Annotated in this window: 16 protein-coding genes; 10 read left to right on the top strand and 6 right to left on the bottom strand. The window is 41.8% G+C overall.

Annotated features, from left to right (window positions below):
• Positions 1-133: 133 nt before the first annotated feature.
• The 5 genes from FRE64_RS02825 to FRE64_RS02845 all read left to right on the top strand — a co-directional run bounded on the left by FRE64_RS02825 (position 134) and on the right by FRE64_RS02845 (position 6,973).
• Positions 134-2,674, top strand: coding sequence for an alpha amylase C-terminal domain-containing protein (locus tag FRE64_RS02825; RefSeq protein WP_146294577.1), 2,541 nt, complete (start codon positions 134-136; stop codon positions 2,672-2,674).
• 3 nt (positions 2,675-2,677) lie between these two features.
• Positions 2,678-5,809 carry a pullulanase-type alpha-1,6-glucosidase gene (pulA, locus tag FRE64_RS02830; RefSeq protein WP_146294578.1) on the top strand — a complete coding sequence of 1,044 codons (3,132 nt, stop codon included), beginning with the start codon at positions 2,678-2,680 and terminating at the stop codon, positions 5,807-5,809.
• 209 nt (positions 5,810-6,018) lie between these two features.
• Entirely contained in the window at positions 6,019-6,387 is a 369-nt protein-coding gene (locus FRE64_RS02835) for a PIN domain-containing protein (RefSeq protein WP_246140377.1), read from the top strand.
• 6 nt (positions 6,388-6,393) lie between these two features.
• Entirely contained in the window at positions 6,394-6,558 is a 165-nt protein-coding gene (locus FRE64_RS17370) for a toxin-antitoxin system HicB family antitoxin (protein ID WP_186708934.1), read from the top strand.
• A 280-nt stretch (positions 6,559-6,838) separates the two neighbouring features.
• Positions 6,839-6,973, top strand: coding sequence for a DNA-binding protein (locus FRE64_RS02845; RefSeq protein WP_246140378.1), 135 nt, complete (start codon positions 6,839-6,841; stop codon positions 6,971-6,973).
• Between the two features lie 157 nt (positions 6,974-7,130).
• Here the strand turns inward: FRE64_RS02845 and FRE64_RS17800 are convergent, their stop codons facing one another.
• The 3 genes from FRE64_RS17800 to petJ form a co-directional block, all read right to left on the bottom strand.
• Positions 7,131-8,135 (bottom strand): pentapeptide repeat-containing protein, encoded by a 1,005-nt coding sequence (locus FRE64_RS17800; protein WP_246140379.1) that lies wholly within the window; start codon positions 8,133-8,135, stop codon positions 7,131-7,133.
• Between the two features lie 371 nt (positions 8,136-8,506).
• The gene (locus tag FRE64_RS02860) at positions 8,507-9,385 is read right to left on the bottom strand and encodes a tetratricopeptide repeat protein (protein WP_146294581.1); all 879 of its coding nucleotides are present in this window, start codon (positions 9,383-9,385) and stop codon (positions 8,507-8,509) included.
• Between the two features lie 302 nt (positions 9,386-9,687).
• Positions 9,688-10,008 (bottom strand): cytochrome c6 PetJ, encoded by a 321-nt coding sequence (gene petJ / locus FRE64_RS02865; RefSeq protein ID WP_146294582.1) that lies wholly within the window; start codon positions 10,006-10,008, stop codon positions 9,688-9,690.
• 246 nt (positions 10,009-10,254) lie between these two features.
• Here petJ and FRE64_RS02870 point away from each other — a divergent pair, with 246 nt between their 5' ends.
• From FRE64_RS02870 to FRE64_RS02890, 5 genes are all read left to right on the top strand, one after another.
• Entirely contained in the window at positions 10,255-11,838 is a 1,584-nt protein-coding gene (locus tag FRE64_RS02870) for a metal ABC transporter solute-binding protein, Zn/Mn family (protein WP_186708946.1), read from the top strand.
• Between the two features lies 1 nt (position 11,839).
• Complete coding sequence (locus FRE64_RS02875) at positions 11,840-12,598, top strand: metal ABC transporter ATP-binding protein (RefSeq protein WP_146294584.1); 759 nt, start codon at positions 11,840-11,842, stop codon at positions 12,596-12,598.
• Between the two features lie 121 nt (positions 12,599-12,719).
• On the top strand, positions 12,720-13,067 hold the full coding sequence (locus FRE64_RS02880; RefSeq protein ID WP_146294585.1) for a nucleotidyltransferase family protein: 348 nt from the start codon (positions 12,720-12,722) through the stop codon (positions 13,065-13,067).
• A 61-nt stretch (positions 13,068-13,128) separates the two neighbouring features.
• Positions 13,129-13,374 (top strand): HepT-like ribonuclease domain-containing protein, encoded by a 246-nt coding sequence (locus FRE64_RS02885; RefSeq protein ID WP_246140380.1) that lies wholly within the window; start codon positions 13,129-13,131, stop codon positions 13,372-13,374.
• 236 nt (positions 13,375-13,610) lie between these two features.
• Positions 13,611-14,447 carry a metal ABC transporter permease gene (locus tag FRE64_RS02890; protein WP_146294587.1) on the top strand — a complete coding sequence of 279 codons (837 nt, stop codon included), beginning with the start codon at positions 13,611-13,613 and terminating at the stop codon, positions 14,445-14,447.
• Here the strand turns inward: FRE64_RS02890 and FRE64_RS02895 are convergent.
• The 3 genes from FRE64_RS02895 to leuC form a co-directional block, all read right to left on the bottom strand.
• A complete protein-coding gene (locus FRE64_RS02895) occupies positions 14,436-15,539 on the bottom strand; it encodes a class I SAM-dependent methyltransferase (RefSeq protein WP_146294588.1) in 1,104 nt (367 codons plus the stop codon). The two genes, FRE64_RS02890 and FRE64_RS02895, sit on opposite strands and share 12 nt — an antisense overlap.
• 157 nt (positions 15,540-15,696) lie before the next feature.
• On the bottom strand, positions 15,697-16,314 hold the full coding sequence (gene leuD / locus FRE64_RS02900) for a 3-isopropylmalate dehydratase small subunit (protein WP_146294589.1): 618 nt from the start codon (positions 16,312-16,314) through the stop codon (positions 15,697-15,699).
• Between the two features lie 6 nt (positions 16,315-16,320).
• Positions 16,321-17,730 carry a 3-isopropylmalate dehydratase large subunit gene (gene leuC / locus FRE64_RS02905; RefSeq protein WP_146294590.1) on the bottom strand — a complete coding sequence of 470 codons (1,410 nt, stop codon included), beginning with the start codon at positions 17,728-17,730 and terminating at the stop codon, positions 16,321-16,323.
• Positions 17,731-17,851: the final 121 nt, after the last annotated feature.

The raw sequence follows: 17,851 nt of genomic DNA on the forward strand, positions 1-17,851 counted from the left end.
GTGTATTATTAACGGTATGTTAAGTGTAATCAACCTAGCTATTATCAATCGATGTCAAGAAATTGCAACTTTTGATCAAGATTGATATTCCCAATTCTAAATTTGCTGTTATATAAATTACAAAGTATAATATATGGACTTTATTTCGCTTTGGCTAGCTTACCAACTGAGTGTTGTCTCGCCATCGTCTGATCTTGCTACAGATTCTAGCAAAGAGGAAGTACAGTTTGTTTTTAATGTGTCCTCTACGCAAGATAACCAAGCAGATAGTACAGGCAAAACCATTAAGTTCAATTTATCTCCAGAAGGGGAGTCAATAGAGGAAGGGGTTGTTGATGCGGCGCGATCGCTGCAACTTGCCTTTGAAAGTGATGGCTCTGGTTCTTTTTGGTCTGGCTTTTTTAATACCCTCAAACAGGGGGTTTTGCGAGTCATTGAAGCGGTACAACAATTAATTATCAATGTTCAAGAATCGGTGCAACCGAGTAGTAGTAGTGAAGAAACTACAGTTAAGGAAATAATCCCGAAAGAATCCTATGCGTTGCGCTATCTGGGAATTGAAGATATTAACCGTCTAACAGGGCTTTCTGCTACGGAAATTAATGATTTTGCCCCCATGGAGAAAAAGCCTGTGGTTAGCCCTGATGTCAAATCCCTACACTTAGCCTCAGTAGAAAAGTTAGAAAAAGAGCCAGAAAAAGATATCTTTGACCCCCAAGTTGGTACAAAATTTCATGAAGATGGTTCAGTGACCTTACGGGTTTTAGTGGGTAATGATTTTGAACGCCTCCATGTCATTGGAGACTTTAATAATTGGGGAGACACAGACAACTTAGCGGCTTATACCCTGCAACCTACGGAACAAAATCCTCATGTCCATGCTGTCACCCTTCCCCCTAATGACTATCATAAGAAACAATATCGCTTAGTGGATCAAGATGGAGAACAACGGGTGGATTTAGGGGCAACTTTACTTTCTACCCCTGCATTTAATGAGCGATTTTATGAAGATCAAAAGAGCCATGAATTAAATTCTGTGTTCTGGAATCCCACCCCTATTCCTGAAGAAGAACGCGCCCCCACGTTAGATTTACGCGGTAAGCAGTTAACCATTGCTGAAACCGATGTTCTCTCTTTGGCAATGAAATGGCAATGTCAAAATCCTGACTCTGACTTTTATGGGGATACGGGGGAAGAACACATCCCTCGCTTATACAATTTTGTCCGCGAGTGTGGACTCCCCGAAGCTATGGCAAAATTAGGCTATAACACCGTGGAGTTTATGCCTCTCGATACCCATGTGGATTTTTGGGAACCAGGGGCTGAGTATCTTCCAGATTGGCGATACAGTTATCAAACCATTAGCTTTTATGGGAAACATCCCGACTTTGGTAGCCCTGATGAACTGCGGCAAATGGTGAATGCTTTTCATAAGTCTGATGTAGCTGTTCTCTTGGATGTGGTTTATAGTCACTATTCGCCTCGGGGGAATAACCCGCCGCGAGAGTTTGCCCCTGCTGGCTTTTCCCAATATGTTTCCCAAGATGGAGGGGAGTTGTATGGTGCCGCTTGGACAGAGTGGGGAACCCGTCGCTTTAATTACACCCCAGAAATTCGGAAAAATTTGATTGATGCGGGATTAGTGAACTTAATTGATTATGGGTTTGATGGCTTACGCATTGATAATGTCAATGGTATTGATGCCCAGCCCTACGGACGGGAGTTCTTAAAAGAATTAACAGCGGCCGTGGATAAATATCGTCCTCAGTCAGTGGTTATTGGCGAGGGGTATTTTGGCGATCCTTACCTGAATCGATCGCGCGATAATGGTGGCGCTGGTTTACTCACGACTTACAGCGATCGCTTTTATCTCTGGTTTACGGAAAATCTACTCAAATATGTGGATGAGATTGACACTCGCAAGCTAGATTATATGCTCTCTGAAGACTGGCCCCTTGCTATGTTGTATTATCCAGGGAATCATGATGAATTTGCTAATCCTGGTAACCCCTTTCAAGCAAGAGGTCGGTATTTAGCTGATGCAATTGATGGGGGAGAACATAACCAGAAGATCCGTTCTTGGTCAGCCTTAACCCTCTTTGCCAGTTCCTACTATTTAGATATGTTCCAACTGTGGACGATGCAGGAAGGAAACCTGAATAGTAACGCCCCTATTAACTGGTCTAAGTTGACAGAAGAGGAAGTGGCGCAAATGGTGCAGTTTCAAGGAGATATGAAACGCTTTTTCCGCGCACAACCAGCGTTTGCTCCCTATAATATGCACCGTAATATGTTGCATTGGGTGGATCATGAAAATAAAGTGGTCACTTTTGAGCGGATTGATTTTGAAACAGGACAACGAGTTTATGCGGTAACGAATTTAGGGGATCATGAAATTGAGAATTATAAAATTCCTGTATTCCCCGAAGATGCGAAATTTGAAGTTGCTCTAGACAGCGATCGCGCAATTTACGGTGGCGAAGAAAATAATCCCAAATTTATCAAAGCCGCCGATCATGAGGTAGAGTTTTCTTTGGATGCTTATGGGGTGGTTGGTTTAGTCCAAGCTGATGGCTATCAACCTGAACCCACTGGAGATATTCCAGCAGAAGAACCCATTGAGCGTCCTCGTTTTGAAAACGACTTCTTCTACAACACGAAATACCGTCCGTAACACATGACTCAAATCCTCTCGAAGGTAACAGGGAGAGGAAGTAAACCCTCTTCCTGGAAAAAAATAATTTTATGTAGCCTTATTGCCTTCTTTTTTGTTTGGAGTCAGCCCGCTTTTGCTGATTCCAATTCCGCGCTAAATTGGGTAGGCAATATGTTTCCCTCAGGCAATTCCAATATTATTCTGCCGAAAGGGGAATCTTTTAGTGTTTACACCCAAGTCTATAAAAAGGGAGTGACTCCTTCTTACCGACAAAGCAATAATATTGCTTGCACACTTTACTGGGGGGAAGTAAAGCGTTTTGGTGGCAATTGGCAAAACGTTACTACTACTCCCATGTCTTATATTGGCGATACCAATCAAAATGATGAGTATCGTGCAATAATTAGCCCTAATACGGGGTTATATGAATACACCACACGCTGTATTGAAGAAGATACTGGAAGTGTGCGCTGGCAAAGTGGCGGCAATGGTCGTCTAACCGTTAGTCCAGTTCCCAATGCTCCAGAACAAAGACAGGCGCTGTGGATTAACCAAAATAACATTGCTTGGAATCAAAGCGCAGGGGTAACTTATGAGCTTCATTATGCCCCCAGTGGTGATGTACGAGTGCCAGTTCGCAGTGGGGAAGGAATTACTCTCCGAGAAAAAGGACAATTCCTTTGGGATGAATATCCGAAATTTCCCAATATTGGTGGTTATGATCGTTGGCAAATTCCGTCGGCGGCTAAACCTCTGATTCCAGCCATTTTGAAAAGTGAAACCGCGATCGCGGCTTATGATGAAAATGGCAAACTCATTGATGCCACAGGGCTTCAACTGCAAGGCGTTCTCGATGATCTTTATAGCTATAGTGGCGATCTTGGGGTAATTTATAATTTCGGTACGCCAACGCTGAAACTGTGGGCTCCCACAGCTAAATCTGTTACTCTCCATCGGTATGAGGATCCCAATCCTAATACAACTGCCTATACTCACGAAATGCAGTTTGATCCAGAAACAGGAGTTTGGACAGTGATCGGCGATCGCAGTTGGGATCGGCAGTATTATCTCTATGAGGTGGAAGTTTATGTTCCCTGTACTGGAAAATTTGAGAAAACCTTTGTCACAGATCCCTACTCGGTGAATCTATCTGAAGATAGTCGCCTCAGTCAGATGGTGGACTTGTATGAAGACCCCAGATTAAAGCCTGAAGGCTGGGATCAGATTAGTAAATCTCCTCTAACTGCCCCTGAAGACATGGCAATTTATGAGGTTCATGTTCGAGACTTTAGCCGCAATGATGCCAAAGTGCCAGAGCGCGATCGGGGGACGTTTAACGCCTTTACCTATAACGGAAAAAATGGCAAACCTCTCTCCAACGGCATGAGTCATCTCAATGATCTCGCCGAAGCTGGATTAACCCATATCCATCTTTTACCTTCATTTGATTTTGCCTCCGTTGAAGAAAATCCCCAAGCGCGAATTAACCCCAATCCTGATATTCTTGCTAGCTTTGCCCGCGACTCAGTACAGCAACAAGCCATTATTGGCTCAACTCGCGGAAACGATAGCTTTAATTGGGGCTATGATCCCTATCATTACGGCGTTCCCGAAGGCAGTTATGCCACTGCCCAAGATGATGCCACACGCATCCTTGAATTTCGCAAAATGGTGCAAGCCCTTAACGAAAGCGACCTAAAAGTGGTGATGGATGTGGTGTATAACCATACCTTTGCCAATGGGCTTTATACCCAAGCTGTTCTCGATAAAGTAGTTCCTGGCTATTACCATCGCTATAACAACGAAGGCTATCAAGTTAACTCTAGCTGTTGTGCTGACACCGCTACCGAGTTTGACATGATGGAAAAACTCATGGTGGACACGATTAAGCGTTGGATTAAAGCCTATAAAGTGGATGGCTTTCGCTTTGACCTGATGAACCTGCACACAGTAGATAACATGGTGGAATTACGAGACACCATTAGTCGCATGACCCCCACCCAAGATGGGGTAGATGGCAGCAATATTTACCTCTACGGTGAAGGTTGGGACTTTGGTTCAGCAAAAGGAAAAGGACTCCATCACGCCAATCAATACAACATGGCTGGTACTGGCATCGGCACCTTTAACGATAAAATCCGTGATGCCGTTCATGGGGGGTATTCTACCAATCCAGAAGAAATCCACCGTCAAGGCTTCATTAATGGTCAATCCTATGATTGGAATGGTTATTTCTATAATGACCGCTTTCGCAATAATTTGCGGACAACCACTGATAAATTGCGAATTAACCTCGCAGGTAGCCTGCAAGACTTCCACATTATTGATAAAAATAATAATGAAGTCTCTGGCTTAGAACTGGATGGAACGGGTTATGTTAAAGATCCCCAAGAAACCGTCAACTATATTTCCAAGCATGACAATGAAACCCTCTTTGACTTAAATATGTTCAAGCTGCCTCTGGGTCACTCAGGAAGTGCTGTTACCAGCATGAAAGAGCGAGTTCGCGCTCAGAATTTGGGTTTAAGTCTTGTTGGTTTGAGTCAAGGGATTCCCTTTTTCCATTTAGGAAGTGATATGTTGCGGTCTAAGTCTTTAGATCATAATAGTTATGACTCTGGAGACTGGTTTAATCGCGTGGACTTTACCTATACCAAGAGTAATTTTGGCGTGGGATTGCCCCCTGCTTGGAATAATCAAGAACGATGGGAAATCATGGCTCCCTTATTACGAAATTCCAAATTTGATCCAACAGAGGAGCATATTTTGGATAATGTCAGTCATTTCCAAGATGTTCTGAAAATCCGCCGTAGTTCTCCTTTATTCCGTTTGCGAACGAAAGAAGAAATTGAACAGCGGGTGCAGTTTCATAATATGGGAAAAGACCAAAAAGATGCTTTGATCGCCATGTCCATCAGTGACACTGTCGGGGATAATTTAGATCCCAACTATAACCAGATTGCGGTTTTCTTTAATGCGGATAAGTTCCAAAAGAAAATTACAATTCCTGAGTTTGCAGGGTCTAAGATGGTCTTACATCCCGTACAAAGCAATTCTCGGGATAATGTGGTTAAAAGATCACAATTTGATCTAGAAACAGGTCAATTTGAAATTCCCCCCCGTACTGCAGCGGTTTTTGTCAACCCTGAGTAATCTATTTCCCCGTGAATCCTCCTCGACTACAGTGTTAGCTTAGTCGAGGCTTCCTTATCCTTCCAAATCACTGCCATTCCAAACTTATAGTCGTTCCAATTCAGTTCCGTAGTGCAGCCATCTTGGCTGCTACTAGGGAGCAAGATGCTCCCACTACTTTTAGGTTGCTGTTTTTTATTTGGAATCACTATATCAGCGCATTCATTGGAGTGACTGGACCCAGTCGGGAACTGATCCGAGGTTGTTTGCAAGGTAGTTATCAACCCTTAATGGGGAATGCTCTATTTTTGGAGTATGAATCGGTGATTGAACGAAAAGAAATTCAAGCCAATTGTCCACTTTCTGAGTCTGAGAGCAAGGCGTTGCTGGAAGCCTTTTTAAGTGTTTGTCAGTGGATTAATATCTACTATTTGTGGCGACCAAATCTGAGGGATCAAGCGGACAATCATTTAATTGAGCTTGCCGTAGCAGGGAACGCGATCGCGATCGTAACTAATAATGTTAAAGATTTTCAGAAAACCGAATTACTCTTTCCCGAGTTATCAATCTTAAAACCAGAAGACATGATGAGGAGATAAGTAAAAATGGCAACTCTCACGATTCGCATCCCAGAGGAGAAACATGAACGTCTCAAAGCTTTAGCAGAAGGGCTGAGAATCCTACGACTACAACTCGCGCGTTCCTTTGCGCCGTACGACGGCGCAGGGTCACTCGTCAATTTTAATTTAGTCGGTAGACGGGGCGTATAAACATCTGGGGAGACCCCAGATGACAGCCCCTCATGAATCAGCCCAGTTGTGGTAAGATAAATAAAGTAGGCCTTATATTCAAGAGCTAATCGCCACCTACTAATTGATACAGAATTAATTTCTGAGAAACCTTCAACCGAGGGGCATCCGGGAGAAGTAAAATAAAGCTCCGACTCGTATCCGAACCGATAGGTGGAGTTGGTGAGAAGCCCCAACCACATCGAAAGATTGGTTGGGGAGTATGTCACCCCAAAGTCGAGGAATCAGTGTTAATAAACTGATGGAAGAACTTTCAACGATTGCGCTAACTGAATTTGACGCTCATACTCGTTTCCAAGCGATGGCATCCAGAGGTAATCCCGAACAAGGGCTGAAATTATTGGATAAACTTGATGCTCGTTCTGCAAGTCAGTGAAGCCGTCTGAAAAGGCTATTCTTAACCAACGGTCAGAAGCAGGCACCTTCCGTTAAGGAAGGCGTAAGCTCTGACTAACGACTAACCCTTGAGGTTTAGTCGCAGGATGCGTCGGGGCATCTGCTCAATAATGAATGGGGAGTGGCAGGGTAAGTCATTAAGAACCTGACCAACTAATCCACTTATGAGAAATACCGCGCTCAGTTGCTACTTGCTGTAATTCAACATCCCCAATATTGGCACCAGTCAGGAGTGCAGCGCTTAACTCGACATCCGTTAAGATTGCCCCGCTTAGATCAGCATTAGAGAAATCAGCACCTCTCACGTCAGCACCTTTTAAATTAGCTCGTCCCAGTTTAGCCCCAACTAGACTCGCTCCGATCAAGTTTACTTGACTCAGATTAGCACTCCTTAAATCAGCATAATCAAGGTCAGCATCTGTCAAATTAGCAGAACTAAGGTTACTTCTAGATAACTTAGCTTCAGTTAAATCAGCATGGCTTAAATCAGCCTCACTAAGGTCAATTTCTTCCAGATTGGCTCCTTTTAAATTGGCACCATGTAGGTTAACTTTGGAGAAGATTCGTTCCCCTTGCTCTTTTCGGGATAGTAATTGAATAGCATCCATTTTTTGACCTCCTATTTTTGGTGATGAAAGACTTATTTTACTGGAGCGATTAACTGAGTGATCGGATGGAATAATATCCATCGGTTTTTGAGCAGCTAGATAGGTAATGGCATTTTGAATCGCTTCTTGTGTTGAACTTGAAAAATTGTTCCCTTTTTGACAATTAACTGCTGGTATCAAAATCCAGAAAGCATTGGGCTGTTTATGGTAAGTCAACTGGGTAAAAGATAGCAGTACAGATGGCGGGTCTAAAGAATTTATTTCAAATTTCTCCTTTTTGGAATTAGGAAGAAAATGTTTAACAATTATCTCTGGTTTCAGGTTGTTAAATGGCACATAAGAGCCAACAAAGACAACTGTTTTTGCTTGAATCATGAAAGAAGCAAGCCTAGGAGTAAGATATTCAACGCTGAGAGCCTCTGTATCTTTCCAGTCTTGTTGTTGGATAATTTCAGCAATACGGCATCCAGCCCCTTCATCAGATTTTTCGCGATTGCCGTAACCGATTACTAAACGAGATTTAGTTAATTTCATTGTTTTTTATTAAGATGATTTTATATTCTATTTTGATCTTAATGGTTAATTTATTATTTTTGTATAAAAAGTATGCTTTTCTTAATAAAAGATAGGATTGCTTAAAATATATATATTAAATTAGTTTAAGAGAGAGTATTTTTTCTTAGGTAAATTTCAACAAGTAGCAGTAATTAATCTCGCGTAGTGAGCCGACGGAAAGCGCCTAACTTTTGCCATTTGCGAAACTGCTGTCCAAGGAGGTAGATCGTGAACCAAGCCCTCCACTGACAGCATTTATGGAAGAAATAAAATATTCCATTCAGAACTTCTCGCACATCACTTGCTTATAAATTGGGGTTAGATGTAGCAACTTTTTAAGAAATGCGAGATTAGGAAAGGCGACTGACACGACTTGATTGCAGTTGGTTAATGAGTTGGAGAATTTCTCGTCGCGCCTTTTGATTTCCTTGAGATTGAAACTGTTTTGCCCCTGTCATTAAATCTTTGAGGGCGGAATTAGTATCATTTACTTGATAATAGGCTAATCCTCGGCTGACATAGTAAGAGGGATTATTCGGTGCTTTTTCTAAAGCCCTAGTAAAGTGTTTAATTGCAGTCTTATGTTCTCCCAAATAATGACAGACACATCCCAAGTTATATAACGAACGGCTATCATTTTGGTTTAAGTGAATTGCTTGGGAAAAGTCTTGTCTTGCTTGGTGGTATTGGTTTTGTTCTAAATAGACAATCCCTCGATCATTATAAATGGTTGCTTTTTCTTGTTCACTAAGATGCTGGGTATTTTCTAGGGCTTGGTTGTAATCAGAGAGAGCTTTAGGTAATTGCGCGATCGCGCTGTAAGCTAATCCCCGATTATATAGGGCTTGAGTATGGTTTGGTTCTTGACTTAAAATGTAATTATAGTCATTAATAGCAGCGTTATAATTTTGATGGCGATAGTAAGCTAACCCTCGCCAAAGATAAGCATTAATTGAGTTAGAATTTTCTTGAATAACCGCAGAACAATCCGCGATCGCGCTTTCTAATTTTTCTAAGTTTAATTGTGTTAAACAACGATATTGTCTAGCTTGAGAATTTTCAGGCTCATCTTTTAAAACTTGATCAAACGTTAACAGAGCTTCTTGATAGTTTTCTTCTTGAATTTGTTGAACTCCCAACGTCATTAAATCTAAAGGAGTAGCGACGGCTGGAAATTCCATTGAGATAATCATAAATGGAATCATTAGGAATTGAACAAGACGTAACATCAACTAACCTCTTAACTCAATCTTTTTTTACATTTCTAAAATTAATAAAAAGCAAGGTACATCATTTTGCACCCTGCTATAGCAGTTTTCAATCTCATGAGGTATTTGTCCTTCGTCCTTTGTTGTTTGTAAACCAATGACCAATGACTAATAACTCAGTTTGTACCTCAATAGACTAAGAAACGCTATATATAGTCGTTCCAATTCAGTTCCGTAGTGCAGCCATCTTGGCTGCTACTAGGGAGCAAGATGCTCCCACTACTTTTAGGTTGCTGTTTTTTATTTGGAATCACTATAAACTATTACCAGCCTTTTTCTGCTTGGCTTAAAACATACTCAGCAACTGCCTCAATTTGAGATGAAGTTAATCTTCCTCGAAATGCAGGCATCGCTCTTTTTCCATTGGTAACTTGTTGGACAATGTTTTCTTTAGAGTCCATATTGTATCGAGCTAAAGCATCTTGTTTTAGAGTTTTATTTGCCATAATCCGATTGCCTCCACCAGCATGGCAAGCCGCACAGTTAGCCTGAAAAATTTGCTCACCACTAGGAGCCGCTTGAACAGGAGAAGCAATAACTAAGAAAGTCACTAACAGAAGAGATGCAATTATTTTCCGAATCATAGAACCATATTTTTTTCACTTCAGTGCTTATAAAATAAGATAGGTGACGTATAAGAATCAAAAGACAGGCTGTCTTATAACCTGAGCAGTCGTAACTCAAGTGTTGCTAACTTGAGGATAGGTGAGGCATAATGATAACTATTTTCACACTAGCCTAAAAGCGGTTTACTTTCAGCAATAGCTAGTTGTGGTTATTAAAAAATAATGATTATCATTCTAAATAGAAGTTGAGTAATAATGAAGAAGATGCCCAATAGACTAGGACAACGCTTACCACTGATTCTTGCTTCTGCCTTTGCACTAGGTTTAGCCAGTTGTGAACCTAACGATCTTGCCACGAACGGAGCAGACGACGTTGATGAAGCGGAGGACTTAACAATTGTCACCACTTTTATACCAATGACTAATTTTACTAAAGCAGTGGTCGGCGATCGCGCAGAAGTGGAACAACTCCTTCCCCCTGAGTCTGGAGCGCACCACTATCAAGGAACACCGGGGGATGTTCAAATGCTTGCCAATGCCGATGTTTTGGTTAAAAATGGCTTGGATATGGAGTTTTTCTTAGAGGATACGATTGACAGTGCTGATAATCCTGATTTACACACCATTGACACCAGTCAAGGGATTGCAGCCCTAACGTGGGATGAAATAGAAGCGGCTCGCGAAATTGATGCTGATGATCATGACCACGATAATGGACATAGTCATGACCACGACCACGATCATGAAAACAGCCATGACCACGATAATGGGCATAGCCACGATGATAACCACCATGATCATGAAAACAGCCATGACCACGATAATGGGCATAGCCACGATGATAACCACCATGATCATGAAAACAGTCATGACCACGATAACGGGCATAGCCACGATGATAACCACCATGATCATGAAAACAGTCATGACCACGATAACGGGCATAGCCACGATGATAACCACCATGATCATGAAAACAGCCATGACCACGATAACGGGCATAGCCACGATGATAACCACCATGATCATGAAAACGACCATGACCACGATAATGGGCATAGCCACGATGATAACCACCATGATCATGAAAACAGCCATGACCACGATAATGGGCATAGCCACGATGATAACCACCATGATCATGAAAACAGCCATGACCACGATAATGGGCATGATCATACCCACGATCACGATAACGGGCATAGTCATAGCCACGATCACGGAGACTATGACCCTCATATTTGGCTTGATCCTAAACGTGCCATCCAACAAGTAGAGAACATTCGTGATGGCTTAATCGAAGTTGATCCTGCAGGAGAAGAGGTTTATACCGAGAACGCTGCTGCTTATATTGAGGAATTAGAAGCTCTAGACGAAGAACTTTCAGAAAAACTCAGCCCCTATGCTGGGCAAACCTTTGTGGTGTTTCATGATTTAGCCAATTACTTTGCTGACAGCTACGATCTGCGTTCAGAATACTTAGTGGGAGTTCCTGCAGAAAATCCGTCTCCTGATGATGTCAGACGAGTCATGGATACAGTCACAGAGTATAATATTCAAGCAGTTCTCACTGAACCGCAAGCAGAAGAGGGCTTTTCAGCCCTAGCTGATGACCTAGATATTACTGTAAGTGTATTTGATCCCATTGAAACGGGCGATTCTGATTCCCTAGAGCCTGAATACTATTTAACGACGATGCGTCAAAATGTAGAAAATTTAGCAAATACTTTTGAAGCCACAGAGCAATCTCACTTACCATTAAATATTATTCCTCACCAAGAGAGAGTTAGTTATTCAAAGGAAGTAGAATCACCCCAAGTAATTGTCCTTGGCTTTCAGGAGAAATAATATGCCAGATTCGGTGCTAGAGATTGACGAGTTAACAGTTTATCGGGGAACAGCAGTGGCAGTAGAGAAAGTTTCCTTTTCTTTAATGGAGGGAACTGATACGGCAATTGTTGGCCCCAATGGAGCAGGGAAAAGTACCCTTGTTCAAGCGGTTTTAGGGATTTTGCCCCGACATTCAGGAAATGTCTTTGTCTTAGGACAACCCTTAAGTCGCAAAGGTTACTTAACCCCGCAAGCTCGTCAAAAAGTCGCTTATCTCCCACAAAATTTCTTGTTTGATCGGCGGATTCCGATTATTGTGGAAGAATTTGTGGCTCTAGGCTGGCATCGTTTAGGGGTGCAACTCCCTTGGTCAGATCGCAAAAAATGTAGTTTAGCGGTGGAAGAAGCTCTAGCACGGGTGGATGCTTCTTATTTGAAGCGGAAGCCCATTAGTCAACTTTCTGGGGGAGAAACCAAGCGCATTTTATTGGCTTACTGCTTGGTGCGTCCCCGTCGCTTATTAATTTTAGATGAAGCCCCAGCAGGGTTAGATATTCGTGGCGAATCAGAGTTTTATCAATTACTCCATCAATTAAAAGAAGAACAAGGTTGGGCAATTTTACAGATTTCCCATGATCTCGATATGGTAAGGCGACACTGCGATCGCGTGGTTTGTTTGAATCGTCACATTTTATGCGAAGGTAAACCCGAATGGGCGCTATCTCCCGAGAATTTATCGAGAGCTTACGGTTCTGAATTTGTTGGCTATCGAGGGTAAGGAAATATCAGAATATCATTAAAAGAAGTGACAGTTTTTTTAGAAAATTAAAGTTGAATCTTATTCCTTAAAATCAAGTAAACTTTATAAATCAACCATTTTTCTGTCATATTTTATAATCATGCTGGAGATAAACGATATTTCTACCCCAATTGAACTGCCGATGAAACAAATTGCTGAATTTTGTCAACGTTGGCAAGTCATTGAGTTTGCGCTGTTTGGTTCAGTGCTACGGAATGATTTTCGTTCAGACAGCGATGTGGATGTCATGGTGCAATTTCATCCCGATGCTCACCCAAGGTTTAGAACATTAGATCAAATGGAAGCAGAACTAAAAACGATGTTTCATCGGGAGGTTGACTTAATTACTCGTGAAGGGATTGAAGCCAGTCGCAACGACTTACGCCGTCGTGAAATCCTTTCCTCGATTCAGGTGATTTATGCAAAGAGATCGTTAATTCCTGCTTGATATACTGCAATCAGCAGAACTGGTTGTAACCTACACTGAGCAATGCACGAAAGCTGAATTTTTGGAAAATATGCAACTTCAAGATGCTGTCATTCGAAGGCTTTTGGTGATTGCTGAAGCCGCAAGACGAGTTTCCGAAGAGACTCGACAAAGGTTTTCCAATATTGCCTGGCAGGAAATCAATGGTATGCGAAATCGATTAGTTCATGAATATGATGATGTAAATCTGAATATTGTCTGGGATGTCGTTCAATTTGAGATACCAGAATTGATCCAAGAATTGAAATCAAACACTTCTCTTGAATAAGGAGTGTTGATGTAAGCAGTGTCGGAGAGTCGCTATTTTATATTCTTGCTATGGCGCGATCGCGCTCTCTTTCAATCATTTGTTGACGCTCTCCCATTAAATCAAAGATTATGATGGGAGTCTTATCAGGACGCTAGATAAAATAATACGCTAACATTATTGACACTAGTGCTTGGCTAGCCATGCAAATGCTTCACGGTAGTTGGATTCCTAAATTAAACAAGGCTTGAAAAAGAATGTCCTTAGAAATAGAAATTACACGGGTAATTGAGTTATTTGAGCTTCCTTTTATGCAGCGAGCAGTGATAGGAGGAGCTTTAACTGGTTTAATTGGAGGATTTCTTGGCAGTTTTACCATTTTACGGCAATTATCGTTTTTTAGTGATGCTTTAGGGCATTCTGCACTATTAGGGATTAGTCTTGGGTTATTATTAGAGGTGAATCCCTCTGTGGTTTTATTACCCTTTGCGGTTTTCTTTGCCCTCGGTGTGGGTTATCTCCTCCAGCGCACCGAATTATGGACAGATGCCCTGCTCAATATTATTTATTCTTCGTCTCTTGCCATTGGGATTATCATTCTCAGTTTTGTGCGTCGCCAAACAGGAATTAATAACTTGCTATTTGGGGATATTTTGGCAATTCGACAATCAGATATTATTCTGAGTGGCTTCCTTTTAGTCGGTTGTATTTTATTTATTGGGCTGACTCTACGCACCCAAATGTTAATGATTTTGCATGAACCTTTAGCAGTTGCCCGAGGGATTTCGGTATCTCTACACCGTACCCTATTTATTGTTTTATTATCCCTTGTGGTTGCGATTGCGATTAATGCAGTAGGGGTATTACTGGTTAGTGCTTTTGTGGTGATTCCTGCAGCAGCTGCCCGATTAATGAGTTCAAGTTTTATTCACTATATCTTTTTATCCGCAGGGTTAGGAACAGTTTGTGCGGTGTTAGGAGTCTTTTTCTCGGCAGTGTTTAATTTACCTTCAGGGCCAACGATTGTTGCGACACAATTAGGGATTTTTCTAAGCGCGATCGCGTTTTCTCAGGTTAGACTTTTAACGAGTTGAAGATGGCTTATGGGCAACCCAATATTTACTCGCAAAATGATTGCTAATTGAGGTAATTTGAAAACCAGCATCAGTCAGTCGCTTTTCAAAATCATCATAAATATAATGTTTGTAATAGGGTTCGTGGAACATCGCAGGAAAGTTTTCCATCATCGGTTTTAATTCTGGGCTATCTACGGCTTGAATTGAATCGCAAATAACTAGAACTCCCTCTGGTTTTAAAACCCGAAACATTTCATTAATAACATTTTGACGTGCCGTTGCTGGTAACTCATGGAAGGTAAAAACACAACTCAAACCATGAAAATAGTCATCAACAAACGGCAGAGACTCTGCATTTCCTTGTATTAATTGCGGTAATTCCCCTGGAATTTCTGAGAGTAATTGATTGGCTTTTCGTAAATAAGCTGGAGATAAATCCACGCCATACAAAGAAACCTTAGATAGCATTCCTCGTAAGAAGCGAAGGGTGCGCCCAGTTCCACAAGCAACATCTAAAATTTTTGTATTTCGAGATTCAAGCGAAGTAATGTCACTTAACCCAGTTTTTAAGGGGGCTAAAATGCGTCTTCGCATGGCATCAGCTGCCCCATTAAATAGCAATTCTACTTGTAGATCATAAAGATTTGCTGATAAATCACTTAAATAACCATCGGTTTGATGATGAAAATTTTGCAAATAGTAGCTAGGGTATCCTTCTGTATCAATATCAGCAGAAAATTCTTGATAACGCTTCTTTTGTATCCTTTCCACAGTCGGAATTAAATCCATCCATACCATAGGATAGTATTGGAAAAAATCATTCCAAGCATTGTCAAATAAAACGCTTTTCGGATAAATTCCTTGTTCGGCTTCTTGCCAATCAATTTCTAGAAGTTGATCTAAACGCTGTCGCATTTTGTTAATCACTTCAGGGGGTAAAGACTGAATATTTTCCTCTCGTTGGGGAACCATGAAGTTAGTTAAACGAGAACTCATCGTTTTATGGTTTAAGGCAAAGACAGTCTTACTTTGTTGAAAAGCCTGATACGCAAATTTGAACACAGGATTGAAAGCCTGTTCCCATGGCTGGAAAGAGACAGAAGAGCCCATAATGAAACTTTAAGGTAAGTGTATCGTTTTGTTAAGATACATTATAGCGAAGAATCAAAAACCTGAGAGGAGCGCGATTGTCTTCGATAAATGGTAGAACCATTCGCGTTTTCTCAGGGTCAAATCAAATTGCTAATTGTTAACTTCGTTTGGTTTCTTAAGCATTAGCCCATAACCAAGGAAGAGAGGCTTGCTGTTGACGTTCAAATGCAGCAATTTTTTCGTCTTTTTGCAAAGTTAAACTGATATCATCCAAGCCATTCAGTAAACAATGTTTCCGAAATTCATCAACGTTAAAAGTAATCGTTTCACCATTACTGCGTTTAATTATTTGTTCCGATAAATCAACAGTCATGGTTGCAGTTTCTGGGTTTTGAGAATCATTCATCAGCGTATCTACTTTAGGCTGAGATAAGGTGATGGGTAAAATCCCATTTTTAAAGCAATTATTAAAGAAAATATCGGCAAAACTAGGGGCGATGACACAGCGGATGCCAAAATCAAGTAACGCCCAAGGTGCGTGTTCGCGCGATGAACCACAGCCAAAATTTTCCCCAGTAATGAGAATCTTTGCATCACGATAGGGGGACTGATTAAGAATAAAATCAGGAATTTCTTCCCCTGTTTGTTGAAACCGCAACTCATCAAATAAAAATTGCCCTAACCCAGTTCTTTTAATCGTTTTTAAGTGTTGCTTGGGGATAATCATATCCGTATCAACATTCATCATGGGAAGAGGGGCAGCAATGCCAGTTAAGCTGTTAAATTTATCCATAATTTCCTACTTGTCTAATTCTCGTGCATCGGTTAATTTGCCAGTAATTGCAGCCGCAGCCGCCATCGCAGGGCTAACTAAGTGAGTACGTCCACCGCGCCCTTGTCGCCCTTCAAAGTTACGATTAGAGGTAGAAGCACACCGTTCACCAGGGGCAAGTTGATCAGCATTCATGGCTAAACACATAGAACAGCCCGGTTCGCGCCAATCAAACCCTGCTTGGGTGAAAATAATATCTAACCCTTCTTCTTCCGCTTGATGCTTCACTAACCCTGAACCTGGAACAATCATGGCATAAACATTATCAGCAACTTTACGCCCTTCTACGACTTTTGCCACTTCTCGCAAGTCCTCGATACGGGCATTAGTACAAGAGCCAATAAAAACTTTATCCACAGGAATATCAGTTAATTTAGTGCCTGGAGTTAAGCCCATATATTCTAACGCCCGCTTAACCGCTTGCTGACGATTGGGATCAGCAAAAGAGTTGGGATCAGGAACTTTCTCTGTAATCGGTAACACATCTTGTGGACTGGTGCCCCAGGTTACTTGGGGGATAATCTCTTCTGCTTTTAAGACGACTTCCTTATCATAGGTTGCGCCGGGAGCAGAGGGTAAGGACTGCCAATAGGCTACAGCTTGTTCCCAATGAGAACCTTGTGGGGCAAAGGGACGACCTTTAATATAGTCAAATGTAGTTTGATCAGGGGCAATTAAGCCTGCTCTTGCACCCGCTTCAATGGACATATTACAAATGGTCATCCGTCCTTCCATGCTTAAATTTTGGATGGCTTCCCCTGCATATTCGATCACATGACCTGTGCCGCCAGCAGTGCCAATTTTACCAATAATGGCGAGGATGATATCTTTTGCCGTTATCCCAAGGGGACATTTCCCTTCCACGGTAATTCTCATGTTCTTGGGTTTTCTCGCTTGTAGGGTTTGGGTGGCGAGAACGTGCTCTACTTCTGAGGTTCCAATGCCAAACGCTAGTGCGCCAAATGCTCCATGAGTGGAGGTATGACTATCACCGCAGACAATGGTCATCCCGGGTTGCGTTAATCCCTGTTCGGGGCCGATAATATGGACAATGCCTTGGCGTTCGTCGCTCATGCGAAATAGGGGAATCCCAAATTCTGTGGCGTTATTTTCGAGGGTTTCCACTTGCAGGCGACTTTGTGGCTCTTTAATGCCTTCTGAACGGTCAGAGGTGGGAACATTATGATCAGCGACGGCTAAAGCGGCTTGCGGTTGACGGGGCTTGCGATTGGCTAAACGTAATCCTTCAAAGGCTTGGGGACTGGTTACTTCATGGATAAGATGACGATCAATGTAGAGTAAACAAGTGCCGTCGTCTTGTTCATCCACTAGATGCTGATTCCAGATTTTATCGAAGAGAGTTTGTGGTTTACTCATGGCTGAGGAGTGGTTTTAAAAAATACTGGTAAAATCTATTTTGCCAAATTTTGGATAACGTAGCATAGAATCAAGACAGAATTTCCGAATCTCAGGAAAGTTCCCTCTCAGGTGTTATTAG

Origin of the sequence: Euhalothece natronophila Z-M001 (assembly GCF_007904085.1) — a bacterium.
GTDB classification, from domain to species: domain Bacteria; phylum Cyanobacteriota; class Cyanobacteriia; order Cyanobacteriales; family Rubidibacteraceae; genus Halothece; species Halothece natronophila.

Excerpts from the sequence above, each read along its gene's own strand:
- FRE64_RS17370 (WP_186708934.1), top strand. The coding sequence starts at position 6,394 with ATGGCAACTCTCACGATTCGCATCCCAGAGGAGAAACATGAACGTCTC.
- FRE64_RS02845 (WP_246140378.1), top strand. The coding sequence starts at position 6,839 with ATGGAAGAACTTTCAACGATTGCGCTAACTGAATTTGACGCTCATACT.
- FRE64_RS02875 (WP_146294584.1), top strand. The coding sequence starts at position 11,840 with ATGCCAGATTCGGTGCTAGAGATTGACGAGTTAACAGTTTATCGGGGA.
- FRE64_RS02895 (WP_146294588.1), bottom strand. The coding sequence starts at position 15,539 with ATGGGCTCTTCTGTCTCTTTCCAGCCATGGGAACAGGCTTTCAATCCT.
- FRE64_RS02880 (WP_146294585.1), top strand. The coding sequence starts at position 12,720 with ATGCTGGAGATAAACGATATTTCTACCCCAATTGAACTGCCGATGAAA.
- FRE64_RS02870 (WP_186708946.1), top strand. The coding sequence starts at position 10,255 with ATGCCCAATAGACTAGGACAACGCTTACCACTGATTCTTGCTTCTGCC.
- pulA (WP_146294578.1), top strand. The coding sequence starts at position 2,678 with ATGACTCAAATCCTCTCGAAGGTAACAGGGAGAGGAAGTAAACCCTCT.
- FRE64_RS17800 (WP_246140379.1), bottom strand. The coding sequence starts at position 8,135 with ATGAAATTAACTAAATCTCGTTTAGTAATCGGTTACGGCAATCGCGAA.
- FRE64_RS02890 (WP_146294587.1), top strand. The coding sequence starts at position 13,611 with ATGTCCTTAGAAATAGAAATTACACGGGTAATTGAGTTATTTGAGCTT.
- leuD (WP_146294589.1), bottom strand. The coding sequence starts at position 16,314 with ATGGATAAATTTAACAGCTTAACTGGCATTGCTGCCCCTCTTCCCATG.
- FRE64_RS02860 (WP_146294581.1), bottom strand. The coding sequence starts at position 9,385 with ATGTTACGTCTTGTTCAATTCCTAATGATTCCATTTATGATTATCTCA.
- FRE64_RS02825 (WP_146294577.1), top strand. The coding sequence starts at position 134 with ATGGACTTTATTTCGCTTTGGCTAGCTTACCAACTGAGTGTTGTCTCG.
- petJ (WP_146294582.1), bottom strand. The coding sequence starts at position 10,008 with ATGATTCGGAAAATAATTGCATCTCTTCTGTTAGTGACTTTCTTAGTT.
- leuC (WP_146294590.1), bottom strand. The coding sequence starts at position 17,730 with ATGAGTAAACCACAAACTCTCTTCGATAAAATCTGGAATCAGCATCTA.